This is a genomic window from Brevibacillus sp. IT-7CA2 (assembly GCF_949767855.1).
In the GTDB taxonomy this organism is placed as follows: Bacteria; Bacillota; Bacilli; order Brevibacillales; family Brevibacillaceae; genus Brevibacillus.
Genome location: NZ_CATKQT010000044.1, coordinates 608807 through 634567 on the forward strand (window position 1 = coordinate 608807; position 25761 = coordinate 634567).

The 25761-nt window shown below is 47.8% G+C and carries 28 protein-coding genes; 21 read left to right on the top strand and 7 right to left on the bottom strand.

Annotated elements, in window-relative coordinates; all coding sequences use genetic code 11:
• The first annotated feature begins 71 nt into the window (after nt 1-71).
• Nucleotides 72-356 (top strand): DUF4183 domain-containing protein, encoded by a 285-nt coding sequence (locus tag ACM6JA_RS22655; protein ID WP_414854134.1) that lies wholly within the window; start codon nt 72-74, stop codon nt 354-356.
• Between the two features lie 107 nt (nt 357-463).
• Nucleotides 464-865: a DUF4183 domain-containing protein gene (locus ACM6JA_RS22660; protein WP_414854175.1), complete on the top strand. Its 402-nt coding sequence runs from the start codon at nt 464-466 to the stop codon at nt 863-865.
• A gap of 96 nt (nt 866-961) precedes the next feature.
• On the opposite strand, the gene ACM6JA_RS22665 is transcribed toward ACM6JA_RS22660, so the two are convergent.
• The gene (locus ACM6JA_RS22665; RefSeq protein WP_414854135.1) at nt 962-1561 is read right to left on the bottom strand and encodes an undecaprenyl-diphosphatase; all 600 of its coding nucleotides are present in this window, start codon (nt 1559-1561) and stop codon (nt 962-964) included.
• A 164-nt stretch (nt 1562-1725) separates the two neighbouring features.
• The gene (locus ACM6JA_RS22670) at nt 1726-2376 is read right to left on the bottom strand and encodes a hypothetical protein (protein ID WP_414854136.1); all 651 of its coding nucleotides are present in this window, start codon (nt 2374-2376) and stop codon (nt 1726-1728) included.
• A 272-nt stretch (nt 2377-2648) separates the two neighbouring features.
• On the opposite strand from ACM6JA_RS22670, the gene ACM6JA_RS22675 reads away from it, so the two are divergent.
• The 7 genes from ACM6JA_RS22675 (at nt 2649) to murQ (ending at nt 10402) form a co-directional block, all read left to right on the top strand.
• Nucleotides 2649-3494, top strand: a complete 846-nt coding sequence (locus ACM6JA_RS22675) for a MurR/RpiR family transcriptional regulator (protein WP_414854176.1) — start codon at nt 2649-2651, stop codon at nt 3492-3494.
• Nucleotides 3495-3665: 171 nt separating this feature from the next.
• On the top strand, nt 3666-4997 hold the full coding sequence (locus ACM6JA_RS22680; RefSeq protein ID WP_414854137.1) for an ABC transporter substrate-binding protein: 1332 nt from the start codon (nt 3666-3668) through the stop codon (nt 4995-4997).
• 29 nt (nt 4998-5026) lie between these two features.
• The gene (locus ACM6JA_RS22685) at nt 5027-5974 is read left to right on the top strand and encodes a carbohydrate ABC transporter permease (RefSeq protein WP_414854138.1); all 948 of its coding nucleotides are present in this window, start codon (nt 5027-5029) and stop codon (nt 5972-5974) included.
• Nucleotides 5975-5991: 17 nt separating this feature from the next.
• Nucleotides 5992-6819 (top strand): carbohydrate ABC transporter permease, encoded by an 828-nt coding sequence (locus ACM6JA_RS22690; RefSeq protein ID WP_414854139.1) that lies wholly within the window; start codon nt 5992-5994, stop codon nt 6817-6819.
• 23 nt (nt 6820-6842) lie between these two features.
• Nucleotides 6843-7805 carry a GNAT family N-acetyltransferase gene (locus ACM6JA_RS22695; RefSeq protein WP_414854140.1) on the top strand — a complete coding sequence of 321 codons (963 nt, stop codon included), beginning with the start codon at nt 6843-6845 and terminating at the stop codon, nt 7803-7805.
• 30 nt (nt 7806-7835) lie between these two features.
• Nucleotides 7836-9449 carry a glycoside hydrolase family 3 N-terminal domain-containing protein gene (locus ACM6JA_RS22700; protein WP_414854141.1) on the top strand — a complete coding sequence of 538 codons (1614 nt, stop codon included), beginning with the start codon at nt 7836-7838 and terminating at the stop codon, nt 9447-9449.
• A 38-nt stretch (nt 9450-9487) separates the two neighbouring features.
• Nucleotides 9488-10402 carry an N-acetylmuramic acid 6-phosphate etherase gene (gene murQ / locus ACM6JA_RS22705; RefSeq protein WP_414854142.1) on the top strand — a complete coding sequence of 305 codons (915 nt, stop codon included), beginning with the start codon at nt 9488-9490 and terminating at the stop codon, nt 10400-10402.
• A gap of 33 nt (nt 10403-10435) precedes the next feature.
• Here murQ and ACM6JA_RS22710 read toward each other — a convergent pair whose 3' ends face one another.
• Entirely contained in the window at nt 10436-10825 is a 390-nt protein-coding gene (locus tag ACM6JA_RS22710; protein WP_409175427.1) for a hypothetical protein, read from the bottom strand.
• Between the two features lie 178 nt (nt 10826-11003).
• On the opposite strand from ACM6JA_RS22710, the gene ACM6JA_RS22715 reads away from it, so the two are divergent.
• Both ACM6JA_RS22715 and ACM6JA_RS22720 read left to right on the top strand, forming a co-directional pair.
• On the top strand, nt 11004-11939 hold the full coding sequence (locus tag ACM6JA_RS22715; protein WP_409175426.1) for a cation diffusion facilitator family transporter: 936 nt from the start codon (nt 11004-11006) through the stop codon (nt 11937-11939).
• Between the two features lie 123 nt (nt 11940-12062).
• A complete protein-coding gene (locus tag ACM6JA_RS22720) occupies nt 12063-12680 on the top strand; it encodes a DUF3267 domain-containing protein (protein ID WP_414854144.1) in 618 nt (205 codons plus the stop codon).
• On the opposite strand, the gene ACM6JA_RS22725 is transcribed toward ACM6JA_RS22720, so the two are convergent.
• Complete coding sequence (locus ACM6JA_RS22725; RefSeq protein ID WP_414854145.1) at nt 12677-13018, bottom strand: DoxX family protein; 342 nt, start codon at nt 13016-13018, stop codon at nt 12677-12679. The genes ACM6JA_RS22720 and ACM6JA_RS22725 overlap by 4 nt on opposite strands.
• 109 nt (nt 13019-13127) lie before the next feature.
• On the opposite strand from ACM6JA_RS22725, the gene ACM6JA_RS22730 reads away from it, so the two are divergent.
• Nucleotides 13128-13871, top strand: coding sequence for a Crp/Fnr family transcriptional regulator (locus ACM6JA_RS22730; protein WP_414854146.1), 744 nt, complete (start codon nt 13128-13130; stop codon nt 13869-13871).
• 78 nt (nt 13872-13949) lie between these two features.
• Here ACM6JA_RS22730 and ACM6JA_RS22735 read toward each other — a convergent pair whose 3' ends face one another.
• Complete coding sequence (locus ACM6JA_RS22735) at nt 13950-14153, bottom strand: DUF2892 domain-containing protein (RefSeq protein ID WP_414854147.1); 204 nt, start codon at nt 14151-14153, stop codon at nt 13950-13952.
• Nucleotides 14154-14291: 138 nt separating this feature from the next.
• Between ACM6JA_RS22735 and ACM6JA_RS22740 the strand changes: the two genes are divergently transcribed.
• Nucleotides 14292-15290 (top strand): D-cysteine desulfhydrase, encoded by a 999-nt coding sequence (locus tag ACM6JA_RS22740; protein ID WP_414854148.1) that lies wholly within the window; start codon nt 14292-14294, stop codon nt 15288-15290.
• Nucleotides 15291-15352: 62 nt separating this feature from the next.
• On the opposite strand, the gene ACM6JA_RS22745 is transcribed toward ACM6JA_RS22740, so the two are convergent.
• Nucleotides 15353-15877 carry a DinB family protein gene (locus ACM6JA_RS22745; protein WP_414854149.1) on the bottom strand — a complete coding sequence of 175 codons (525 nt, stop codon included), beginning with the start codon at nt 15875-15877 and terminating at the stop codon, nt 15353-15355.
• A gap of 159 nt (nt 15878-16036) precedes the next feature.
• Here ACM6JA_RS22745 and ACM6JA_RS22750 point away from each other — a divergent pair, with 159 nt between their 5' ends.
• The 4 genes from ACM6JA_RS22750 to ACM6JA_RS22765 all read left to right on the top strand — a co-directional run bounded on the left by ACM6JA_RS22750 (nt 16037) and on the right by ACM6JA_RS22765 (nt 21250).
• A complete protein-coding gene (locus ACM6JA_RS22750; RefSeq protein ID WP_414854150.1) occupies nt 16037-17335 on the top strand; it encodes a hypothetical protein in 1299 nt (432 codons plus the stop codon).
• Nucleotides 17336-17570: 235 nt separating this feature from the next.
• Nucleotides 17571-18800: an MFS transporter gene (locus tag ACM6JA_RS22755; protein ID WP_414854151.1), complete on the top strand. Its 1230-nt coding sequence runs from the start codon at nt 17571-17573 to the stop codon at nt 18798-18800.
• Between the two features lie 25 nt (nt 18801-18825).
• Complete coding sequence (locus tag ACM6JA_RS22760) at nt 18826-20247, top strand: M20 family metallopeptidase (RefSeq protein ID WP_414854152.1); 1422 nt, start codon at nt 18826-18828, stop codon at nt 20245-20247.
• Between the two features lie 19 nt (nt 20248-20266).
• Nucleotides 20267-21250 (top strand): glutaminase, encoded by a 984-nt coding sequence (locus tag ACM6JA_RS22765; protein ID WP_414854178.1) that lies wholly within the window; start codon nt 20267-20269, stop codon nt 21248-21250.
• A gap of 49 nt (nt 21251-21299) precedes the next feature.
• On the opposite strand, the gene ACM6JA_RS22770 is transcribed toward ACM6JA_RS22765, so the two are convergent.
• Nucleotides 21300-21551, bottom strand: coding sequence for a hypothetical protein (locus ACM6JA_RS22770; protein ID WP_414854153.1), 252 nt, complete (start codon nt 21549-21551; stop codon nt 21300-21302).
• A gap of 205 nt (nt 21552-21756) precedes the next feature.
• Here ACM6JA_RS22770 and ACM6JA_RS22775 point away from each other — a divergent pair, with 205 nt between their 5' ends.
• The 4 genes from ACM6JA_RS22775 to ACM6JA_RS22790 all read left to right on the top strand — a co-directional run bounded on the left by ACM6JA_RS22775 (nt 21757) and on the right by ACM6JA_RS22790 (nt 25532).
• The gene (locus ACM6JA_RS22775; protein ID WP_414854154.1) at nt 21757-22722 is read left to right on the top strand and encodes a carbohydrate kinase family protein; all 966 of its coding nucleotides are present in this window, start codon (nt 21757-21759) and stop codon (nt 22720-22722) included.
• A gap of 12 nt (nt 22723-22734) precedes the next feature.
• Entirely contained in the window at nt 22735-23628 is an 894-nt protein-coding gene (locus ACM6JA_RS22780; RefSeq protein WP_414854155.1) for an AEC family transporter, read from the top strand.
• Nucleotides 23629-23643: 15 nt separating this feature from the next.
• Nucleotides 23644-24417: a GNAT family N-acetyltransferase gene (locus ACM6JA_RS22785; protein WP_414854156.1), complete on the top strand. Its 774-nt coding sequence runs from the start codon at nt 23644-23646 to the stop codon at nt 24415-24417.
• A 134-nt stretch (nt 24418-24551) separates the two neighbouring features.
• Entirely contained in the window at nt 24552-25532 is a 981-nt protein-coding gene (locus ACM6JA_RS22790) for a helix-turn-helix transcriptional regulator (protein ID WP_414854157.1), read from the top strand.
• The last annotated feature ends 229 nt before the right edge of the window (nt 25533-25761 follow it).

Consider the following 25761-nt stretch of genomic DNA (forward strand, 5'->3'; position numbering starts at 1 on the left):
CATTTGTCGGTTTCAATCGGATGAAACCAAGCATTAACTAGTAGGGAATAAATAGAGGAGGGGGTGTTCTAGTGCCGATTATTAAACCGTATTTAACCTCATTGAGATTTACGTCCACCATGGGTGCTGGAACTGGTACTGGTGCAACGTTTGCCATTGCGGCAACTGCATTTACCACTGACGCTGGCACTGCTGCGACAGCATTCCCTGGTACGTTTGCATTTTACAATCTCTACGTCAACGGAGTGCTTCAGGCAGGTAATACTTCCACAATCACAACAACGGCGATTACGATTCCAGATGGAGATGCCGAAAACGATGGTACACCCATAGTTGTAGAGTTTGTCGTTAACTAAGATGAATAGGATGGTGGCCCCAGGTGGTTGGAATGTGCCTGGGGTTCACTCATGTGTGAAAATCGGAGTGAATGTTCGAAGCACTTCGAGAAAGGACGAGTGATTTTATGAGGCGCTATGTCACACAGTCATACCAAGTGAGGAGACAGAGTCTGCAAATCGTCCAGCCATTAGGTTGTCTCGGAATTTTTCCAGTAAAACCCTCCCCAACGTCTCCTCCCTGTCCCCCATGTCCATGTACTCCTGGTTTAATACGAACAGAAACCTATCAGTATACGGCAATTTCAGATGGAGTCAAAAACATGTATACCAACAGTGATGCTGTCATGCCATTCAGTACTTCCGGCATTCTGGATCCAAATGAAGTTTCGGTTGTGAATCTATTCATCAATGGAATGCTTCAGCCTCCCAATTTATATGTTGTCCAGCAGGGAGTTTTGATTCTGAGTGACATACCTGTACAAGGTGTTCCTCTTATTCTTCAGTTCATCAAGATGATTGTCTCATAAATGGTTGCTTCCAAAATGGGAAAAGGTCATGTCATACATACATGTCATTTTCCTTCCATGTTGTGCCTTACCAGGGATATGATCGGCTCGTCATACTTAAAAGTCCCTCGTCTTCGATTTGGCAGGCAAGATTGCTTGCTCTCCTTTTTCATAGAAAGCAAGTAGAGTATGGACAAAACTCAATCTCGGCACGATCATATAGACGGTCAAGGCAGACCCAATGCTGATCAGGGCCCCCACAATGACATCTGCCGGATAATGAACGCCTACCAAAATGCGAGAAAGCCCGACACAAGCAGCAAGCAGCATCCAGAGTGGACCCGTCGTCTTTCTAAAAAGCCAGTAGGTCATGCAAAAGGAAAAAAACAGGATCGTATGGTCACTGGGAAACGAATTGTCGACCGCTTTTTGTACCAATTGATTGACGTTCGCAAGCTCTGCGAATGGCTGATGATTCGCATGAAGGCTTCCGGCTACTTTCCCGAATAGCTCGGCGATGACAAACGTAAACATCGCACAAACGACCATGATGCGATTCTCATGTTTTCTCGTAAACCAATACACCAAAGCACTCAACGCCAAAATAAACACCGTATATTCTGCTACGTAAAAAGCCACGGGATTGAGAGCCGGATACTCTTTCCCCAAGTCATTAATCAAGCGAAAATAGTGAATGTTGATTTCCATGCCATTCATTTTTGGTGATCCCCCTTTACATGTAACAGGAGAATCGTAATCGATAGGAGAGAAATGGGAAATTGATTTACCTTACGAAATATTACAGGGTTGTAAGGTTGGTTTCGTAGCAACAAAAAAGAGACGGCAGATCCGTCTCTTTTTCATTGGACAAAAGGTCCATTTTATTTGTTGTTGCCATCTAATTCTGCTTTGGGGTAGATGTCTTTTTTGACAGCCTTTAATTTTCCGACACGATCCATGGTCACGTTGATGTAATGATCCGGGGAAGTGTAAATGACAAGAATCTGTGCCTTGTTATCCTTGACAGTAGAGGAGTGGATCTGTGAAAACTTGTATTTTTCCGCTTGCTTTCCAAACAAAAGTTTGAGATGTTCCTTGCCTTTTTTGATCGCTTTCTCATCACCTAAAACTTCTTTCGAAGAGGGGAGTCCGTTTTGGATGTCGACGCTGATCAGCTCTCCTGTACTTGCGTTTACATGGACAACTCCGAACTCTGGGGTAGTACCTTCTGGTGTACTCGACAGGATCACTTCCAGACGTTCGATAGGACCAGAAGTTGTGACGACGTTTTCTTTTAAGATGGAGGTGATGTGATAGTTCTTCAGGTCAGGGATGACTTCTTTGACGTGATTCAGAGTCGCTTTTGCTTTTTGATTCAGATCTTTTATGGAAAGCTCTTCTAACTTGGTCGCAGTTACAGTTGCTTTTGCTTTGTGGGAAGAGGCTGCTGCGGCTTCGTTTGACAGAATAAGTGTGTTTGGCAAAAGGAGTGCCGCTATCAGGGTGAATGCGAGTGCCTTACGCTTGGTCATTTTGATCATCCCCATTATTTGTCAGTTGGGTGTACATGGATTAATACGGAAAGAGATCTACATAAGTAACTATAATAATTGTTAAAAATTATAATAGAGCGAACAAAGGGCGAAAGTGTCGAAAAATAGTTTTGAAATTTTATTTCAAATCTGACAATTCATATTGATATTTTATTTCAAGTGTCTATAATACAAAATATGTAATGATTTACCAAAGTCACACTTGAATGTAAGCGCTTAACAAATTTGTGGACTAAAGGGGTGGTATCGTGTTGAATGGCGGGTTGCTGCGCATCCGCGAATCGTTGCACAATATCAAGCGTTCTGAACAAAACGCGGCGCATTACATTTTAGCCAATCCGGATGAGGTGATTCGTCTTTCCATCAAGGAACTCGCGGAAAGAAGCGAATCCAGCCAAGCTGCCATCATACGCATGTGCAAAAGTATCGGTGTAGATGGTTTTCAGGAGTTGAAAATCAGAATAGCGGGTGATCTGCAATCGTCTACCGCTCAGGATGAATTCAAAGAGATTCTTCCCGATGCTGATATGTACACCTTGATTGAATCGGTTTCGCTCAACAACATCCTCTCCTTGCGGGAAACGATCAAAATTTTGGATACAGAAGCAGTGGAGCAGGCGATTGGTGAGCTGTACCGTGCCACCCGGATTGATTTTTACGGAGTGGGTGCTTCACAATTGGTTGCACAGGATGCCCAACATAAATTTTTGCGCATCAATAAAATGTGCACGGCCCATTCGGATTCCCACTTGCAGCTTACTTCGGCAGTCACCTTGACGGCTGGTGATGTGGCAGTCGGCATCTCGAATTCGGGGGAAACCTCGCAGATCATAACCACGATGAAACAAGCCCGCAAATCGGGTGCTGTGACCATTGGCATTACCAAATACGGCACAAACTCCTTGGCGGAATGCGTGGATATTCACTTAACCACGTTTTCAACAGAAGCGGATGAACGCAGTGCCGCCACTTCCTCACGAATCGCACAACTCAATGTGATCGACATCTTGTTTAGAGGTGTTGCTGCCAAAAATTACGATGTCTCTGCTGCGTACTTGCGCCAGACGCGTAAAGCTGTTCGGGAGCAATACAAATAAGCAAATCCTCCTTAGAATACACAAACTCCTGCCTTTATCCTTTTATCCTTATCAGTCAGTAAAGAGTCCCTTATTTTCAAAGTGCCCACATATGTCTAGTAGTACGTTAGGTGTTTGGAAATATCGTTAGCTATGCAAGTTTTTTACTTCATGCAATTGGGGAGGTTTTCCATGAAAAAGAGAAGGTTTCTCTCAGTACTCGGTTTGATTGGCTTAGCCGCGACATTGCTTATTTCCGGATGTAGCAGCCAGTCCTCCACACAGCAGGGGGACAAAGTCGAATTGTATATGGGCTACAGCTCTGATCCACCTACGAAGAAAAAGATGGAAGAAATTATTGCAAAATTCGAACAATCACATCCGCACATCAAAATCAAAACAATGACGGCTCCTTATGATGACTTCTATCAAAAGCTGACGACTCAAATCGCGGCCGGGAATGCGCCTGATCTTTGGCAGAGCGACGGGACAAAAGTATTTGGTTACGCCCAACGCGGCGCGATTCTCGACATCACCGACTACGTCACGAAAGAAATCAACAAAGAGGAGCTCAACGGTCTGGAGTTCAACAAAGATTCAGATGGGAAGTATTGGGGCGTGCCGCAGGGCATCCAAGTCGGAGCCCTTTTCTACAACAAGGATTTGTTCGACAAAGCAGGCGTACCATACCCTACGGCTGACTGGACCTGGGATGATGTGAAGGCGGCTTCCGTCAAGCTGACCCTCGATGCCAACGGGAAAAATGCAGACGATCCTGCTTTTGACAAAAAATCAGTGAAGCAATACGGCTTCGCGTTTTTCGGTAGCTCACGCGGCGCATTTAACATCTTGAAAGCGTATGGTGGCGGGGTATTGGACCCGACGTTGAAAAAATCGATTATCAACAGCCCGGAGAACAAAAAAGCGGTCGAGTGGATGGTCGACGGCATGCAGCGCAAGCTATTCCCGAATCCGGCTGATCTAAAGGCGTTCCAAAGCAACTTCAAAGCGTTTTTAAGCGGGGCTGTGGCGATGCAAATCGATATTTACGCAGCAACGACCTCGATGAATGGTGCAGGGTTGAATTACGATGTCGCGCCTATGCCAAAAGGACCGGACGGCAAACGCTTCGCACCCGTAATCGCCAACTCATGGGTCATCAACAAAAAGGCAGAGGAGCAGAAGGTCAAGGCCGCTAAAGAATGGATTACCTACTGGACGACATCTGATGAAGCACAAAAAGAGTGGACAGAAGTAGGGGAAGCCATTCCGGTGAAAAAATCAGTGGCGAATTCCGAGATGTTCCTAAACCCAGCCACGAAGCCAGAAAACAAAAAAGTCTTCCTCGACACCTTGGGGTTCGCGGGCACGATTGATACCAACGCTGTCTTTACCGAGTGGGTGAAGGTGTTCACGGATAATCTGGCAGAACTGTTCATGGATAAATACGGAACGGATGAATTCATCACGAAAACAGACGAAGGCATTCAAAAAGTTCTGGATGACTTCTTCAAGAAGCAGTAGTCATCAATTAGTGAGGATGTGTGCCAACCATGCTAGAACTGCAAACCAAGCAACAGGCGAAGCCTGCTGTGAAAAAGAGAAAATGGTTGGATAGCGAGGGGAGATGGGGACTGCTCCTGGTCTCCCCTTATCTCATCCACTTTCTCGTGTTCGTCGTAGGAACTTCGGTCGCGTCATTGTACTTCAGCTTTTCGGACTACGATATTTTAAATCCGCCTAAATGGACTGGCTTGGACAACTATGCAAAGCTGTTTGAAGACCCGCTGTTTTATCGCGCGTTATGGAATACGGTCTATTTTACGATCCTGTACGTTCCGGCCAAAACGTTTTTGGCGTTGCTGTTAGCAGTGGCCCTGAATCAAAAGCTGAAGGGTTTGAAATTTTTCAGGATGGTTCACTTTTTGCCGGTTATCTCCTCGTGGACGGTGATCGTGTATGTAGCAGATGCGGTGTTTAACCAGCGGATCGGTTTTGCCAATGCTTTTCTGTCTAAACTTGGGCTAGCCCCGCAAAATTGGCTGATTGATGAATTCTGGGTCATCCCGGTCTTGGTTCTCATCGCCATCTGGAAGTCAGTCGGCTACATGATGATTATTTTTCTAGCTGGGCTGCAAGGAATTTCTTCTGACATGTACGAGGCAGCCTCGATTGATGGAGCAAACGCTTGGCAAAAGTTTTGGCGGGTAACAGTCCCGATGATTTCGGGCACGACGTTTCTGGTCGTCATCTTGAACACGATTTACTCTTTCCAAAACTTCGAGCAGATTTTTGTCATGACCGGGGCCTCTACGGAGGCAGGCTCGACAGGTGGTGCGAACAACGCCAGCCTCGTCCTGATGCTCTTCATGTTCCGCCAAGCATTCAGCTTTTTCAAAATGGGCTATGCCTCTGCTATCGCGTGGGTGTTGTTCCTCATCCTGCTTGCCATTACGCTCATCCAATTCAAGCTGCAAAAGAAATGGGTTCATTATGATTAAGGGGCAAGGAGGTAGCCATGCAAAAGCGTTTTCCTCTAAATAAAATCGTTGGATACCTGTTTGTCATAGCGAGTGCGTTGATTATGCTGGTTCCGTTTTTGACAACTGTGTTTAACTCGCTGAAAACTTACAAGCAGTACATGCAATTTCCGCCAGAATGGCTGCCAAATCCAGCACAGTGGAGCAACTATACAACCGTGTGGGAACAGGCGAATTTTAACAGCTATACGATCAACAGTCTCATTGTCGCGATTCTTTCGGTTATCGGGGCCTTATTGTCCAGCTCGATGATTGCCTTTGCCTTTGCCAGGCTTCGCTTTCCTTTCCGCGACACGCTGTTCATGATCGTGCTGGGAACGATGATGATCCCGGGAATCGTCACGATTATCCCGCAGTTTATTATCTTTAAAAATTTGGGTCTGCTCGATACGTTGGCTCCGCTTTGGCTATTGGAGTGGCTCGGACAGCCGTTTGCCATTTTTTTAATGAGGCAAGCATTTTTAAATATCCCGAAAGATTACGAGGAAGCGGCAAAGCTGGATGGCTGCAATCCGTTCCAGATTTACTGGCGGGTGTTTTTGCCGATGTGCAAGCCTTCCTTGGCAACACTGGCGGTCTTTACGTTTATGGGGAAGTGGAATGAGATTTTGGCGCCAGTCATTTATCTCATTTCGGACGAGAACTTTACGCTGCCGATCGGGATTTTGTCTTTGAGCGGTCAGTACAAGACAGAGGATCAACTGCTGGTGGCTGGGGCCTTGATCAGCTTGATCCCGATTTTGATCGTGTTCTTGTTTGCGGAGAAATATTTTGTGGAAGGCTCCAAAACTTCTGGATTGAAATAGGGCGTAAAGGAGGCTAGCATCCGATGCAATACGTACCTTGGGACGATCTATATGCGGACGCTCTGTGCGAGCTGTGGAATCAGGAGTTGGGTGATCGCTTTCCCATGCGGCCTGGGCTCATGCGGCAAAACAGCTTTGAGGATCAGAATGTTGTCAAAGCTGGGTCGTGGATTGCGGTAGATGCTGTGACGCAGCGTCCTGTCGGGTTTGTCGTGGCCAAATGCTGGCAGGAAAAGCTCGACATTCAATTGGGAAAAGGCATTGGCTGGATACAGGTCTTACTCGTATCTACCGCACATCGCGGGCAAGGGGTCGGGCGTGAATTGCTGGCAAGGGCAGAGAATGCGTTGCGAGAGCAAGGGGTGGAAAAGGTCTTGCTGGGGCGCGATCCGTATCATTATTTCCCGGGTATACCCGATGAATCTGCAGACGTAAAAGCGTGGTTTGAGAGACAAGGGTATCACTCGGAGGATCGCTTGGAGAACGATCTGTTAGGTCAGTATCTCGAACCAGCAGAGCTGGAATTGCCAGAGGTACCAGATGGCCGCTTTCGGCTGTTGACGAGGGAGGACCAAGATGCCTTTTTGGCCTTCTTGCATCGATGCTTTCCCGGACGCTGGGAGTATGAAGCCATTCACTATTTTAAGCGGGGAGGAACCGGACGAGAATTCGTCGTGGTGGAGCTGCACGGTGAGATCGCTGGTTTTTGCCGGATCAATGATGCCGATTCTCCGTTTGTTGCCCAAAACGTATACTGGGCACCATTGTTTGCGGATGGGCTGGGCGGCATCGGTCCATTGGGCGTGGATGCGGAGTATAGGGGACGAGGCTTGGGACTGGCCATTGTGGAGGCGGGCATTGCGGCTTTGCGGAATCGCGGTATTCCAAACATTGTCATCGATTGGACGACGCTGGTCGATTTCTATGCGAGGCTCGGATATCGCAGCTGGAAGCAGTATGCGAAGTACGGCAAAGCATTCTCATAACAAGAGTAAGTCGGTAGGGAGGAGGATTCCATGCAAGCCGAACTTATGACAGTGGAACAGAAGGTCGGGCAACTGCTGATGATCGGTTACCCTACGCTGGATATTCCCGAAGATATGGAAGCGTGGATCAAACAAAAACAGATTGGCAACGTGATTCTTTTTAGCCGCAATATCGGGACACCGGAGGAGACTTATCAGCGCGTACAGAAACTCCAGAGCTGGGCGTATGAGTCTTTGCATCCCTATCCGCTGTTAATTGGGACCGATCAGGAAAATGGCGTGGTCTCCCGTCTGCAAAAAGGGGCGACGCGCTTTCCAGGAGCGATGGCTTTGGGGGCCACAGGCAATCTCGATCAAGCCAAGCGCATCTACCAGGCAACAGGTGAGGAGCTCTTGGCAGCAGGGATTTCAGTCAATTTCGCCCCGACGGTCGATGTAAACAACAATGCGGACAATCCGGTCATTGGGGTGCGGTCTTTTGGAGAAGCGCCAGAGCAGGTGGCGCGGTTTGGTGAGGCCGCCATTCAAGGCTTGCTTGCGAGTGGTGTTATTCCCTCTATCAAGCACTTCCCCGGACATGGCGATACGAGCATCGATTCTCATGAAGCCGTTCCTGTGCTCGGACATGATCGGACGCGACTGGATCAGGTCGAGTTGGTTCCATTCCAGCGCAGTATCGCGGCAGGAGTCCCCATGGTGATGGTTGGACATATCAGTTTGCCCAGTATGGATGAGTCGGGTTCTCCTGCTACGTATTCCAAGGAGATCGTGACGGGAATTTTGCGTGAGTCGCTCGGCTTTGATGGGGTCGCAATTACGGATTGTATGGAAATGGCTGCCATTGCGGGTACCATCGGGGTTCCGGAAGCGGCGGTGCGTTGTGTGCAGGCTGGGATCGATCTTGTTCTGGTTTCCCACACGCATGAAGTTCAGCAAAAAACGTATGAACGACTCGTCGCGGCCATTCATTCGGGGGAGCTGTCAGATGAGCGGATCAACGAAGCAGTAAATCGCGTACTTCAATTAAAGAAACGATTTCTTTCCTGGGAGCATTGCTTGCGAGCAAAAGGCCCTTCCTTTGATCGTGTCCAGCATGCAGACATGGCGAGAAATACGCTCGCTCAAGCCATAACCTTGGTGAAAAATGAACATCAGCTGCTTCCTTTACAGAGAAGCACGCAACCGCTCGGTGTGATTTTTCCGGGGATTTCCAACCTTACGTTGGCAGAGGATGGGCAAGCAGCTTCTGGCGATCTGGTCGCACCATTGAGAAAATATCGTGAAGTTGAATACCATATGATGTCGACGCTAAACCCGACAGAGGATGAAGGGAAGATGGTGGCGAATGTGATGTCGGCCATGGAGCAGATCGTCGTTTTTACGTACAATGCCCATATCTTTAAAGGCCAATCGCTGCTGGTGAATCGGCTAGTTCAACAGGGGAAAAATGTCGTGGCTGTCGCTCTGCGAAACCCGTATGATCTCTTGGTAATGCCAGAGGTCGATGCGTATCTCGCCGTTTATGACCATACGTACCATGCCATAGAGCTTGTGGCAGACATTTTGTTCGGGGAACGAAAGGCCGCTGGACATCTTCCGGTCAGCCTGTTTCCATCGGAGAAAAAGCAGCATGGTGTGGGGTAGAAAGAGAAGATGAGTGTAGAAGGGTGGGAGGTATCTGGATGAAGTTTCACCTGCGTGATTTAACGACAGAAACAAGAAATCGGAATACGGAAGAGCTGGATAAATTCTCTACAATAGAGATTGTCCGGATTATGAATGAAGAGGATAAAACAGTTGCGTTTGCCGTTGAAAAGGAGCTGGCTTTGATCGCAGCGGCAGTTGACTTGATCGCAGAATGTCTGGAAAACGGCGGAAGACTCTTTTATTTTGGAGCGGGAACGAGTGGGAGATTGGGCTTGCTCGATGCTGCTGAATGCCCCCCAACTTTTGGGACGGACCCCTCATTGGTGCAGGGAATCATAGCAGGCGGGGAAAAAGCTATCGTCAGGGCAGTCGAGGGAGCCGAAGACGTGGAGCAGAACGGCAGAGAAGATGTGATTGCCTATGGCGTAAAGGCAGGGGATGCCGTGGTGGGAATTGCGGCGAGTGGTCGGACACCCTATGTCATCGGAGCATTGGCGGAAGCAAGAAGACAACAGGCAAAAATCATTTCGTTGTCCTGCAACCAGATAGCGCAGATCAGCCAAGGTGTGGATGTAGCGATTAATGTGGTGGTAGGGCCAGAGGTGGTGACCGGATCGACTCGCTTAAAAGCAGCGACGGCGCAGAAGATGGTTCTCAATATGATTACGACGGGCTGCATGGTACGGTTGGGGAAAGTGTACAAAAATTTGATGGTCAATGTGCAGGTAACTAATGAGAAACTAAAGGAACGGGCAAAACAAATCGTGGCAGAAGCGACCAATGTCTCTACCGATGAGGCAGACGTACTGTTGCACAAGGCAGACGGTGACGCAAAACTGGCGATCGTGCTGCAAAAGACCGGGTTGCCAGCAGAGGACGCAAGCCGTTTGCTCACCCAGTATAAGGGCAATATTCGACGGATTTTAGAAGGGAATCACAATCAGGAATGATCAGCCTAATCCTTTTGGATGAGGCTTTTTTTGTTATTCGAGGTCTTTAAGATAGCGGAGTGTTTTATCAAATTGTTCTACTTTTGAATTCGCCTTACTTAGCCACTGCAAACCATTCTTTCGAGGACGATATCCGCCCTCGCTAAATTGGTACTGTTTTATCCATGAAAGTATGTCTTGTGCGTTGTCCAATCCCCAATAATATAAAGGTTCGATCGCTTTTTTTAACAATTCTTCTTCCAGCTGAGGCCGAAAGTGAAGAACTGTCGACACAACCATAAAATAACCTTCGGCTGCAGTGGGACAAGTATAGCTTGGAATCCATGAGTGGATTTTTTGGATGATTTCTTGGTCTGAAGCTGTGCATGTATGAGATTCAATGGAATAAATCAAAGTCATGATTTCATCGAAGTTCGTTGACAAATACTCCGCCTCCCAATAATACTTTTTCCATCATTATAAGACATACGTCACAACTGGTAATGAAAATCACTTGTATGATCCATAAAATGTTCATTTGAATATTGGCGAAAAAGAGGATATGATTACATTAATTCTTAGATTATAATTCTTATAATTTAAATGGACAGAGGTGATCCGTATGAAAAAGGGTGATTTTCACCATCTTGATCATGTGAAAGAACAGCAAACATCGAAGAAAACACTGTGGATTACGCTCCTATTGACGTTGTTTTTTACGATCGTGGAGGTTGTGGGAGGCTTGATGTCCAATTCACTCGCGCTCCTGTCCGACTCCGCCCATATGATTTCTGACGTCTTTGCATTAGGGTTGAGCATGACCGCTATTTATATGGCGACACGTAAGCCGACTAAGAAGTACACGTTCGGATTTCTTCGTTTTGAAATTATTGCTTCGTTCTTGAATGGCTTGGCACTTGCTGTAATTTCGATCGGGATTGTGATTGAAGGGATCAAACGGATGATCAATCCGCAAGACGTTGATTTGCAGTTGATGCTGACCATTGCATCCATCGGTTTGGTTGTAAACATCGTGCTGACCATCGTACTTTCCCGCAGTATGAAGGAAGAAGACAACCTCAATGTAAAAAGCGCGTTGTGGCATTTTATTGGGGATTTGCTCAGCTCTGTCGGTGTAATTACGTCGGCGATTCTCATTTACATGACAGGCTACTATTTGTTCGACCCATTGATCAGCTTGGTGATTGGGGGAATTATTTTTACAGGTGGTGCCAAAATCATTCGTGAGTCGCTGCTCGTGTTGATGGAATCTGTTCCAGAGCAGTTTGATCTCGAGCAGATCCGTCAGGACCTCAGTGAAGTAGAGGGCGTGGAGGATGTTCATGAGCTGCACCTGTGGGCGGTATCCACGGAACATTACTCCCTGACTGCGCATGTGTTCGTTCGTGAAGGCATTCAGCCGTATTGTGTCATTCTGGCGATTAATCACATTTTGCAAACGAAGTACGGAATTGACCATTCGACGATTCAAATCGAGCACCCGACGATTTTGGATCACGGCGAATATGGCAAGCAGTTTTTGCTTCAGCAAGCATAAATGACCATGAGGAAAAGGCTAGTCTCCAAGGAAGCTCAGGAGATTGCCTTTTTTGTTTACTTCCCCTCAAAGAAACTGAACTCATAGGATGAACGTCTTACTAGAAAGGAAGGAGGTTTTTTTATGAGAATCACAACCAAGTTGCCACAGTATCATGAAAATGTACATGTCGAGTTGATGAAAAATGAATGGGTTCCACTGAAAGAACCACAGAGTTTGGGCAGGGCAACTCTTTTATCAATTCCTTTCATGCTAATCAATGCACTCATCGCCTTTGGGATCATCCATATTTTTTCGCCAATAACCTTTCAGGAATTTGGACTGACATCCGACTCTTTTTCCATATCCATCGATTTACGTGTGATTTGGTTTCTACTCGTATTGGTTATTGTTCATGAAAGCTTGCATTTGATTTTTATCCCCAATTTCATGAGATCAGAAAAAACATGGATGGGGCTTACCTTGTTTGGAGGGTTTGTAGCAACGGAAGAAAAGATTCCAAAAGCAAGATACATAATGATTACCATCGCCCCATTCGTTATCATTTCGGTTATGTTGCCATTTCTTCTAGGTTTATTGGGGCTGTTCACTACCATGTTAAAATTTTTGGTTTTGATAAACGCAATCGCTTCATCAGTCGATATGTTGAATCTATTCCTGGTGATGAAGCAAGTTCCGAAACAGGCTATTTTGATCAGTAACGGACAAAAGACGTATTGGAAAGCGCCCGGAAACGATTAAAGCCAGAGGAGAAGCAACGAGCAAATAAGCATAAATACCGCATTTATCGCCATGACGGGTTTATGTTTTGCCCGAAAAAGATGGGCATGGATAGCCCCAAGCATGAGGATGGCGAACAGGATACAAGCGGGCGTTAGTACTCCAGGAATCCAAAAGGAGCTAATCACGCCGATGACTCCAACCAGCTCAAGTGAGGCAATCACGTCCATGAACCAAAGTGGGTACCCATATTCCTTCCAGTGTTGGAGCATAGATTTTGCGCGTAAAAACTTCATTAACACAGAGATGGCAAACATCAAAGCCAAAATCAGTGAAAAAATCATAATAAATGTGTTCAACGATTTACACTCCTTTGTTCATTCGAAATTCATCGCTTAACGAGGAGTATAATGGGAGTGATCCATACAATATGTAGTCCAGCCTACAGTGAGCAGGAGGAAGTGCACGGTGATCGAAAAGGAGAAGTTTTTATCCCGCATCAATTTGTTTCAGTCGTTAAGTGAAGCGGAGCTAGCCCAATTGGAGCCGGCGACCCCTATGGAAATGGTTGAAAAAGGAACGATGATTTCCTCCCCTCACCTGGAGCAGAAAAGGTTGTTTTTGATCAAGGCCGGGAAGGTTCGCTTATACAAGCTTTCGGCTGACGGCAAAGAGCTAACGATTGATTTGCTCGGCACAGGCCATGTGTTTGGAGAGATCGGCTCGTTTACGATTAGTTCAACCAATCTGTACGCCGAAGCGTGGGAAGATTCGGTGATTTGTTCGATTGATAAAGCACAATTTGAAGAGCTGATGCTAGAGAAGCCGAGGCTTGCCTTGCATTTTATCGAGATTGTCTCGAATCGTTTGCAAGAGGTAGAAGAAATGATGGAGCTCATGGCGTATGGAAGTGTGCGACAGCGTCTTGTATATTTGCTCGGCAGGCTGTGTGAAAAATACGGGGGTGAGCGCGAGGCTGACGCACCAGAATGGGTCGAGCTGGCAGTGAACCTTACGCATCAGGAGCTGGCGACGATGATGGGGTGTATTCGTGAAACCGTCACAGAGACGCTCCATGAACTAACAGTCGAAGGTATCGTGAAGAAGGCGGGTCTGCGTAAGCCGTTATGGGTGCATCGGGAGCGATTGAGGGATAACGGATGCAAGCAAGGAAAGTGGGCTGAGAACGACAATAATGGTCGGCCAGATTAACCAGCCGCCCAATCCTTTTGTCTTCTTTACAGTTGCTTCTGCTTGGACATTCATAAGGGGTAAGGTCAATTGAGAAACTTACAATTTTTGCGAAGGAAGTTGGCAAGAGTTAATCCCAAAGATACGATAGAAGAAGCATTGTTTGGTCAAGGCTGTATACAGGAGCGGAATGCCCATCAACGAAAGGTATTGGTAGCCTCCTTCCAGAAAGAAGAACAAGGACAGAAAGGCTAACCCAGTAACGATACGAAGCATTTGATCAAAACGACCGACGTTTTTCATTCTTATCCCTCCGGTTATGGTGTTTGAGATTGATGAGACTTATTGTACCGGAGTACTTTTTGGCTGCATGTAACAAAGTCACATAACGCAAAGATTTTTCCGTCCCATAACAAACGCCAAGCAGAAGGGAAGAAAAGCATGAACCAAATCCGTTACCATCGCAGAAAATATACGCAGGGTCATACACCAATTGAAAGGCTGGAGCGACTGTCCAAAGAGTTAGGAGGACCGAGCATTTCTATCAAGCGAGACGACATGCTTGGCTTGGCAGCAGGGGGAAACAAGACGCGAAAGCTGGAGTATTTGGTGGCGGAGGCAATCGAGCAAGGGGCAGACACGTTGATTACATGTGGAGCTGTCCAATCCAATCACTGCCGGTTGACTCTGGCGGCGGCAGTTCGCGAAGGTTTGCACTGCCAGCTCGTGCTGTCGGCGCCTGAGACGGGCGAGTACCAACCGCAAGCGAGTGGCAATCATCTGTTGTTCCACTTGCTCGGAGCAGAAAAAATCGAGGTCATTCCCGCAGCGGCAGATTTGCTTGCAGCTATGGAAGAGCTCGCTGAAAGTCTGCGAAAACAAGGCAGAAAACCATATCTGATCCCTGTAGGAGGCTCCAATGAAGTCGGGTCATTGGGGTACATGGCGTGTGCGGAGGAAATCGAGCAGCAGGCTTGGGAAACGACGACTCCGTTCGATTATGTCGTGACGGCAACGGGAAGTGGCGGTACGCAAGCCGGTCTGCTTGCCGGTTTTATGGCGCGCCAGTCCAACACAAAAGTAATCGGGATCAATGTCAGCCGTGATCGGGCTGCACAAGAAGCAAAGGTGACGGGGTTGTTGCGCAGTACAGCTGCACTGATCGGTTTGCAAGGGGACATGCGGGCAGAAGCTGTGCTTTGCGACGACAGATTTGTCGGGCCAGGCTATGCGATTCCGACGGATGGCATGATTGAAGCCGTTCAGCTGATCGCTCGGACAGAAGGGATTTTGCTAGATCCTGTCTATTCCGGAAAGGCGATGGCAGGGTTGATCGGACTGATTCGCGAAGGGCATTTTAACAAGGGTGATCACGTATTGTTCCTGCATACGGGAGGTTCCCCTGCACTATATACGGTTCCACAGTTGTTTTTGCCGTGAAAAATACAGGCAGTGGCAGCGATGACGTACATTTGCGTCTAGAGCTGCCACTGCCTGTTCGATTATTTGTTCAGGATACCTAAATATTCGCTCCATGGCCCTACATCAGCTGTGTATCTTTTGGCTATGACCCGTACAATTTGCGCTGTATGCGTTAAATCATGAACGACCCACGTAGAGAGCAATTCCCGTACTTTTACGACCCCAAAAGCGGGATGGAGTCCGGTTAATTCCAGATGCTTTTCCGGTTCCACGAGGGTTCGCAGCTTGGCAATGTTTTGGGCACGAAGCGTTTTGAATGCCAGCAGCTTTTGCTCGAACGATCTTTCCGACGTCTCCTGTAAGTGAGCGAAGCGATCAAATGGAGGAAATGGCTTACTCTCCCCCTCTTGAAGAATGATCTCCAGACGTGGGAGCCAATTCGTTTTCTCCGCCAGGGTGAGGTGTTCAATCACCTCAGTAGCACGCCAGGTGCCGTCGCCTTCGCTGTGCAGCAACCACCCATCCGATAAGCCCGTTAACAAGGATTCCAATGCTTGTGGCGTACGCTCTAGAACCTCAATCGTTTCTTCCAGATTAAAATTCATGGTACGACTCCTTTCGGTATGGAATCCGGAGTTATTCGCCTTTCACCAACGCCTTCCCTTCCAATTTGTTTGGAGAAGGGTGGATTTGTTTGCGTGAATACGTATAGAATGGTCGTAAGCAAGGCTCGTCTAAATAGAAACGCAGAGGTTGATAGATGGATGTTTAAAATCGGCGTGGTTGGTCCCAAGCAATCGGTAGAAAGGATTCTTGCGGTTGCAAAGGAATTCGAGGAAGGAATGAATTTTGTTCCGTATCCGTATACAGAGACAAAAGAGACAGAAAAAATCGTCTTGGAAAATGACCAGTACGTGGATCATTGGCTTTTTTCCGGACCGATTCCGTACTTGATTGCCCGGCAAGCATTGGATGATGGCAAGCGGATGGAACATATTTACCCAACGGAGTCCAGCATCTATAAAGGCTTTTTGGAAATGGTCTACACTCATCGGAAATTAATCGATCGCGTCAGCATCGATATGCTTTTATCCACCAAATTCATGGAAGATTCCCTACACAGCATCAACATCTCTGTGAGCGATATGTATATGAAGACGTTCGAAGCTACGATTGATCCGCAGGAGCTGCTAGATTTTCATCTTGCGCTATGGAAGGAGAAAAAGACAGACGCTGCCATGACCTGCTATCCGACCGTTTATCAAGCGCTAGTAGAAGCAGGTATCCCAGCCTATTGGATCTCGCCAAGCCATATGGAAATCCAGCAAACGGTACGCGTGTTTGTCGAGAAAGTGCGGACGTCGTATTTCAAGGATACACAGATCGGGATCGAGATGATTGAGGTCGAGCAATTTGACAGAATCAAGGAAAGCGCAAAGACCCCGTATCATTTGCAATATTTGGAGCTGCGTATAAAGCAAGCGTTGATTAAGCTGTGCGAGCAAGTGGACGGATCACTTCTGGAGCAAGGGAATGGCCGATATGTCATCTTCAGCACGCGCGGGACGATTCACAGGGAGATTCCTACCTTGCAAAACACAGTAGAGTTTTTGGCGAAGGAAGCAGATACGACGGTCGCTGTCGGAATCGGTTTTGGAGAGACGGCTTTTGCAGCAGAGATGAATGCCCATCGTGCGCTGCGCCAATCGAAGGAAAAAGCAACGCGAGATATTGTCATGATTCAGGATGACGGAACGATCGTGGAGTGGGTCGGTCAGGAAGAGGAGCTCATTTACTCGTATCGTGCCGACGATGATGAGGTTTTGGAAAAGCTGAAAAAGGGGAACATCAGCGTCAAAAGCTATAAAAAGCTCGATGCCTTGCTGCAAAAAATGGGTTGGACCGATTTCACGACAAAGGACCTGGCCAAATATTTGCAAATGAGCGAGCGAAATGCACAGCGAATCGTCGCGGATTTGTGTGCCGTTGAGCTGGCGGAAAGCTCAGGGGAGGAATCGCAATCAACGCGAGGAAGACCCATCAAACGATACAGACTTTTGTAAGCACCCTGTTACGGGTGCTTTTTTCATTGCAGAGAAATCGAAATGTTAAAAAAAACCGTTGCCAATAGTCTCAACATTTCGTAATGTATATATAACGACATGTCGTAATATATGCGGTAATTAAGAGAGCTGGACCATATTTGCGCGGATCGTCAGTCATCGAACGAGATGAATGCGCTTTCGCCAAAATGAAAGACTAGCTTAGTAATGCATCGAGAAGGAGGTATCCACACATATGGTATCAGCACGCACGAGAAACTGGATTTTAGCGCTACTGTTTTTGGGCTGGGCATTAGGGAACCTGGATCGATACGTCATGAACTATGCCATTTTGTCGATCACAGAAGACTTGCAGCTTAGTGCTTCATCCACGGGATTATTGCTCAGTAGTTTTTTTGCTGGTTATGCACTCATGCAAATGCCTGGAGGCTGGCTGGCAGACCGATTTGGTTCCAGAAAAGTACTCATCGTTTCTGTTGTCATGTGGTCTATTTTTACGGGGCTGACCGGAGCCGCTTGGTCTATGGCTTCGATGATTCTCATCCGTTTTCTGTTCGGGATCGGCGAAGGTGGCTTCCAACCAGCCAGCTCGAAGATTATCGCTACCATCTTTCCTGTCAAGGAACGCTCGCGAGCCATGTCCGTGATGCTCTCCTCTAGTGCCATTGTTGGACTTTTCTCCCCGATTTTATCCGTTTGGATGATTCAAACCATGGGCTGGCGAACCATGTTCGTCATCATTGGAGCTATTGGCGCCATCATTGCTTTCCTGTTCTGGCGTTATATTAAACTTCCACAAGCAGAATCTGCAACGAATACAATTGGCTCCGCTCAACCAAAAACCTCAGTGGCTATGCTGTTTAAAACACCGCTGCTTTGGAGTCTGTTAATCGCTTACTTTAGCATTTATGCAGTAAACTGGGGCCTCGTAACCTGGATGCCAACTTACTTGAGCAAGGTACGCGGACTGGATATGATTTCACTCGGCTGGCTGCAAACGATCCCAGGCTTCGCTACGTTGGTCGGTATTTATGTGAGCGGCTATGTACTGGACAAGCTGCCAAAAGGTCGCGAAAAAATTATTGGTAGTCTCTCCTGTGTGGTAGTCGCCGTCCTCTTGTACTTCATGTTTACTGCATCGAGTGTGACGATGTTTATTACGTACCAAGCGATTGTGTCGCTGTTCCTTTCCTTTGTGATCATCCTGTTGCCGTCTGTTGTCCTGAAAAATCTTCCGGCTGCTGTAGCGGGAACAGGGATGGGCATCGTGAATACAGGTGGACAGCTAGCTGGCTTTATCACGCCAATGGCGATTGGTTTCATCGTAGAAGCGTTTAACGGTTCATTTGATGCAGCGTTCTGGATGCTGATCGGCTTCGCGGTCATCTGCATTGGTGCACTACTATCATTGAACTATGAAAAAGGCGAGCTGTTGAAGCAAAACGCCGACAGTGCATCCGCCTGAACAACTAGAGAAAGGAGCGTATGAAATGAACAGAACCGAGATCATTTCTGCGTTAATTGAACAAAAAAGAGACGCGTTTATTCGCGTTAGCGATAAAATTTGGGAAACGCCAGAGATTTACTTCGAGGAGCATCGTTCTGCCGAGTATTTGTGTCAAGCGTTGGCAGCAGAGGGCTTTGAAGTGGAGAAAGGAATCGCTGGACTGGGTACAGGTTTTGTTGCCAGCTTCGGAAGTGGCAAGCCCGTTGTAGCCATCCTGGGCGAGTATGATGCGCTGGCAGGCTTGAGCCAGAAAAAAGGCGCGATCAACCATGAGCCGATTGTCATGGACGGTCATGGGCATGGATGTGGACATAATCTCTTAGGTGCCGGAGCGTTGGCAGCAGCGGTTGGCATCAAGGATTACATGGAGCAAACTGGCTTACAAGGTACAGTTCGTTACTATGGGTGCCCAGCAGAAGAAGCGGGCTCTGGAAAAGCGTATTTGGCAAGGGCCGGCGTATTTGCTGACGTAGATTTTGCACTCTCCTGGCACCCTGCGACAGCGCCAAGCATCATGAACATCAGCTCGCTTGCGAATTACTCTGTTCGTTTTCAGTTTTACGGAAAAAGCGCGCATGCAGCCGCCGCTCCGCATTTGGGACGCAGTGCCTTGGATGCCGTGGAACTGATGAACGTAGGCGTGAACTACATGAGAGAGCATATGATTCCAGAAGCACGGGTACATTACGCGATTACGAATACAGGCGGAATTTCACCAAACGTCGTCCAGCCGTTTGCGGAGGTCGTGTACTTGATTCGTGCTCCGAAAAAGCAGCAAGTGAAGGAACTATATGAAAGAGTCTACAACATCGCACGGGGAGCCGCCTTGATGACGGGAACCACCATGGAAGCGGTGTTTGAGGGGACAGCTTCTGATCTTGTGCCGAATACGGTATTAGCGAAGCTCATGCACAAAAATCTGGTTGAAGTCGGCGTGCCTACGTACGATGAAGCAGATCAGCAATATGCCAAACAAATTCAGGCAACGTTAACAGCTGAGGATATGAGAGCTTCGTTGTTCGGTTTGGATCGTGAAACAGCGAAGCAACTGAAGGACAAAGCGATTGCGGATGTGATCGGACCACTTTCTACGAACGAGTTTACGCTTGCTGGGTCTACGGATGTGGGAGATGTTAGCTGGCAAGTACCGACGATGCAATGCATGACGACATGCTGGGCACTGGGGACGCCTTTCCATACGTGGCAGGTCGTCTCGCAAGGGGCCATGCCAATCGCACACAAAGGGATGCTGCAAGCAGGTAAAGTCATGGCAGCTACAGCGATCGAGGTGATGGAAAACCCAGCGCTGATCGAACAGGCAAAAGCCGAATTGCAGGAACGTTTGGAAGGAGAAGAATATTTCTCGCTCATTCCTGACGATGTTCAACCACCTCAAAAAGCTTAAATCGACGGTGAAAAGGAAGTTGGTTAGTCAAGTGGCGCAGCAAACAAGAACGATCGAAACAGACTGCTTGGAACAATGGATCGAGCAATATCGTGGGGAGTCCAGCAAGGGCAAATGCGCTGCTTATATCCCTGCTTTGAAAGAGGCTGACCCAACACAGCTAGGGATTTGTGTGATGGGACCAGATGGACAAATCAGTAGGGGAGGCAACTACGATGCTCCTTTCACCCTGCAAAGCATTTCCAAAGTCATCAGCTTTCTCGCAGCATGTACGTATCACGGGATTGCGAATGTATTGGAGCAGGTGGATGTAGAGCCTACGGGAGATGCATTTGATTCGATGGTTCGGCTGGAAATGCACAAGCCAGGAAGGCCTTTTAATCCGATGATCAATGCAGGAGCCATTACGGTGTCTTCCTTGTTACAGGGGAACGGAGTCCAGGAAAAATTTCGCTCCTTTCAAGACATGGTCGAGCGCATGACAGGACGCAAGCATCAGATCAACGAGGAAGTGTATCACTCCGAGCGGCAAACGGCCAACCGCAATCGTTCCCTCGCCTACTATCTCGCAGCTACTGGCTTTTTGGCTTGTCCGGTAGAGGATGCTTTGGACGTGTACATCCGGCAATGCTCTCTGGAGGTAACGGCAGAGGACATCGCGAAAATCGGCTTGATCCTGGCGCATGATGGCTATGATCCGATACGCAAGGAACAGCTTTTCGGCAAAGAGCTGGCTCGCGTGACCAAAGCACTGATGGTCACATGCGGCATGTACAACGCTTCCGGTAATTTCGCTGCTTTTGTGGGCGTGCCAGCGAAAAGCGGCGTGTCAGGAGGCATTATGGCTGCCGTCCCTCCGCGTGGGCGCTCTGGGGAGCTGCCTTTTGCTGGCGGCTGCGGAATCGGTGTGTATGGCCCTGCTATTGACCAGTACGGAAACAGTGTAGCTGGGGTAGCAATGCTCAAGCATATGGCAAGTACGTGGGATTTGACGATCTATTAAAAAAATGGCTAGAGATCACAGATTATGTCTGGATCTTTAGCCATTTCTTTTACTTTCGCAATTGCTCTTTGATGAGTTGCTCTTCGTATGCTGTAGGATTCGAAATGCTGTTTTCAATGAAAAACTCAGCCTGGCTCTTTATGAAGCTAATTTCTCTCTCTTCCTCTACCATCTGCATTCCATCTGGGGTAGTAAGGTGAGCAACTTCTGATAGATTTCCTTCCTTATGAATATGATCTGATCGTAAATCAACGAGCACTGTCATCAGAAGTTTATCTTTATAGAAGATTCTTGCTGTCACCTGTTTTTTCTCCAAATCAACCAAAGGATAATCGGTTCTTATTCCAGCTGGTTCAAAAATGGTAAGCCCAAAACTTTTCGCAGCGAATCACCTCGTTTCCCGATTTTACCAAATGGAAACATCAACATACAGTTGCTGACCTTCATTGGCAAAAAAAAGAACCTGTGACATACTGGAGCTATCACGGTCATCGGAGGAAATCAACATGATAGAAGTGGTTGCATGTGGCGAGTTATTGATTGATTTTACACCTGTACAGCAGAAGGAAAAGCCGGACAGCGCTGCATTTGAGCAAAATCCTGGAGGAGCGCCAGCCAATGTAATTGCCGCTCTGTCGCGCTTTGGGAAGCGGACTTCCTTTATCGGTGCGGTGGGAAACGATGTGTTTGGGCGTTTTTTACAACAGACCTTGATCCGACAGAATATTGGCACAGAAGGGCTCGTACTCACGGAGGAAGCGCCTACGACGTTGGCTTTTGTCCATCTCGATGAGACAGGCGATCGTTCTTTTCACTTTTACCGCAATCCGGGTGCAGACATTATGCTGCGGGAACAAGACGTGAACGAGGCGCTGATTGCACAGGCAGCGATTTTTCATTTCGGTACGTTGTCCTTGACTCATGAGCCAGCCAGATCAGCAACCTGGAAAGCCGTCGAGTACGCGAAAAAGCATCAGCGGCTCCTTTCATTTGACCCGAATATTCGAGCGTCCTTATGGGGGGATCTGGAGGAAGCGAAGGCTATGGCCCTCAAAGGAATGGCGCAGGCCGATATCGTCAAGCTGTCCGAGGAAGAGCTGGCTTTTCTCATGGGGAGCGAGGATGTTGTGGAAGCGACAGCGTGGATGCTTGCGCAATATGATCTGCAAGCTGTTTTTGTCACGTTGGGGGAAAAGGGGTGTTTTTACCGCACACAAAATCATTTCGGTACAGTCGATGGATTTCCAGCAACCGCGATCGATACGACTGGAGCGGGAGACGCGTTTGTGGGCGCGCTGCTCTATCAGCTTCTTGAGGCGGGGGAAAGTATGCTGGATATTCCACAAGCCACATTAGAGGACATGGTGCGCTTTGCTAATGCCGCAGGTGCGCTTACGACAACAAGATCAGGTGCCATTCCCGCCATGCCTACGCTGTCCGAGGTCAAAAGCTTCATGGAAGCAGCACGGTAGGAGGGAAGAATCATGATTTTTGTGGAAGTCATCCTGCCTGTCCTGCTCATTTTTCTTAGCGGCTATATTTTGCAGCGCATTTTCAAAATGGATTTGAAACCGATCTCTTCCCTGGCGATTTACATCTTGTCGACGGCGCTAGTCTTTCGTACGTTTTACAAAACACAGCTCGACTTGCAATTATTTTATATCGTGGTGATTTCGCTGCTCTTGCTGGCTGCTCTCGTTGTGATCACGCAGTTGACGGCACGATTATTCAAATACGACAAGCAACAGGAAAGCGCACTGATGCTCGCGACCGCCTTCATGAACAGTGGCAACTACGGGACGCCAATTATTTTGTTCGCCTTCGGAGAGGCCGGCTTTACGTATGCGGTGCAAATCATGGTTTTTCACGCGATCATGATGGGCGTATTCGGCGTGTATTTTGCCTCCCGAGGCGGGAATGGGATGGGGACGGCCATCAAGGCGATCTTCAAACAGCCATCCAATTACGCTGTAGTTCTCGCGATTTTGCTGCAACAGCTGCAAATCGTCATCCCGCAAAGCTATTACCAGGCGATTGATCTCGTTGCACAGGCGGCGATTCCAGTTGTGATGCTCATCTTGGGCATGCAGCTCGCCAATGTATCTACCAAAGCGCTAGAGTGGCAGGGACTCAGTGCTGCGAGTGTCATTCGGCTGGTGGCGTCACCACTTTTGGCGTACCTCATCTGTCTGTTATTTCCGATTGATCCGTTGCTGCAAAAGGTGCTGGTCGTTCTGGCAGCCATGCCTTCTGCCGCAACTACTGCGATCTATGCGATCCAATTCAACATGCGTCCACAATTCGTCTCTAGCAGCGTGTTGGTTACGACGGTGATCAGTATAGGTACATTAACGTTTTTGCTGAACATTTTGCACTAAATAGGAGGAATAAACTTGCGCAAACAAGAGTTACTACGACTGTACGATCAAGAAATGAGAGTGGAGATGACTTATCCGCATGTTCGCCGAGAAGAGACCGAGCATATTGTTCGCCACGTCTCTCTCTCAGATGAGCCAGGAACAGTCTTGTTTTCCAGTCTGTCTGAGGCAAATGCAGAGGAACTCATCGCACGCGAAATCGAGTATTTCTCAAGCCTTCAACAGTCTTTTGAATGGAAGCTGTTTGATTATGACCAGCCTGCGAATCTGCTCGAACGGTTGCAGGCGCATGGTTTAACAGCAGGAGAGGAAGAAGCGTTGCTGGTCATGGATGTGGCGCAAGCAGAGGACATGCGAAGCCGTAGCATTCCTCCAGAGATTCGCCAAATCACCAATTCGGCAGGGATCGATGACATCATGCAACTGGAAGAGCAAGTATGGGGCAGTGCAAATCCGGAGTTGGCCGCGAGATTGAAAAAGGATTTGGCCGAAGACCCTGAGCACCTTCTCGTGTACGCGGCATACAGTGGCGATCAGGCAGTGAGTGCAGCTTGGATGTACTTGCATGAGGATACGTCCTTTGGCAGTCTGTGGGGAGGATCTACTTTGCCTGACTTCCGAAATAAAGGCTATTATACGGCTCTGGTGGCAGTACGGGTACAAGTAGCACACGAGCGTGGGTATCCGCTTTTAATGGTCGATGCAAGTCCAATGAGTCGGCCGATTTTGGAGAAAAAAGGTTTTGAATTTCTCGCCTATTCTTATCCATGTTTTTATGAGTATAAATAGTATCGTGGAAAAGGAAGCTGCCCATTGTTGTGAGGGGCAGCTTTTGTAGTTGCAGATAGTCGCCTGTGTAACTATTATGAGAATAAGAATCATTTGCAAGATCATCCTACATATGGTTAGGCAGGGAGAAGGTCATGGAGCAAGCATCTGTACATTCCATATACGATAGCTATATCAATGCATTGCCCTCTACAAAAAGTGATCGCATTGTGTCCGAAGCGAATCGGTATACACTGACGAATAATGATGGCTACTTTCGGAGACTGATTCCTCGACCGGGATTGGAGCTGGTCGAATCCAGCTATTCCCTTCAGGAAAACCGCGTCATGGATTTACAGTCGCAGGCAGCCATGGTTGAGCTTAGCTTTTGTTTGGAGGGGAGCGGGGAGTTCGTCGTGTCGGGAAGTCAGCACGAGTTTTTGCCTGGGAGCTGCTCCCTTCAATTGATGAACGACTTTCATGCGCATTTTATGTACCGGGCGGATATTCCTCATCGATCTGTCGGGATCGGTATTTCCGTGGAGCAATTCAATGATTGGGTGGCTGAGAGCGATGTGAGAGCAGCGTATTCCTTTCAAGGGCTGCTTGGCAATCAAGCCTATCGTCTGTTTCGGATGCCATTGCAACCGAATATGGCGCGGATGCTCCAGCAGTTGAACGATTTTTCATCCTCCCATCTGAAGCTGCGGAGATTGCATGCGGAAGGCAAGATTCTGGAGATTGTGTCGTCGGCGCTGGATACGTTTTTGTTCGAGCGGGAAGAGCGACCAAGGTCACAGTTATCTCGGAGTGATCGGGAAAAGATTCACAACGCCCGTGACATTCTACTCGAACATATGGAGTCTCCGCCTTCTCTGATCGAACTGGCGCGTATGGCACAGCTCAATGAATACAAGCTAAAGATTGGCTTCAAAGAAGAGTTCGGGACGAGTGTATTTGCCTATTTGCGGGAAAGGCGTTTGGAAAAAGCGCTTGGATTGCTGCGGGAAGGCAATCTGAATGTCAGTGAGGTTGCACTCATCGTGGGATTCTCCAACTTCAGTCATTTCTCCGAGGCGTTTCGCAAGCAGTACGGACTCAATCCTTCCGAAGTGAAGCGGGGGAGGTTTTGCTAGTTTTACAAGCCACCAGACCGTGTTATACGTCTTCCTTAGGTAGTTGGTGTTCGAAGATAATAAAGTTTTAGACTGGAACTGTTGATTTGGCGTAATCTTGAAGGATCAAAACAGCGGTAGCCATGGACCAGAAAATAAAGTCCTAGACTCCCGCTGTATTATTGAACTATCGATCCCGTTAGCCAGTCATGCAGCGTTGCTGCACCAAAGATGATGAAAATGGTTTGAC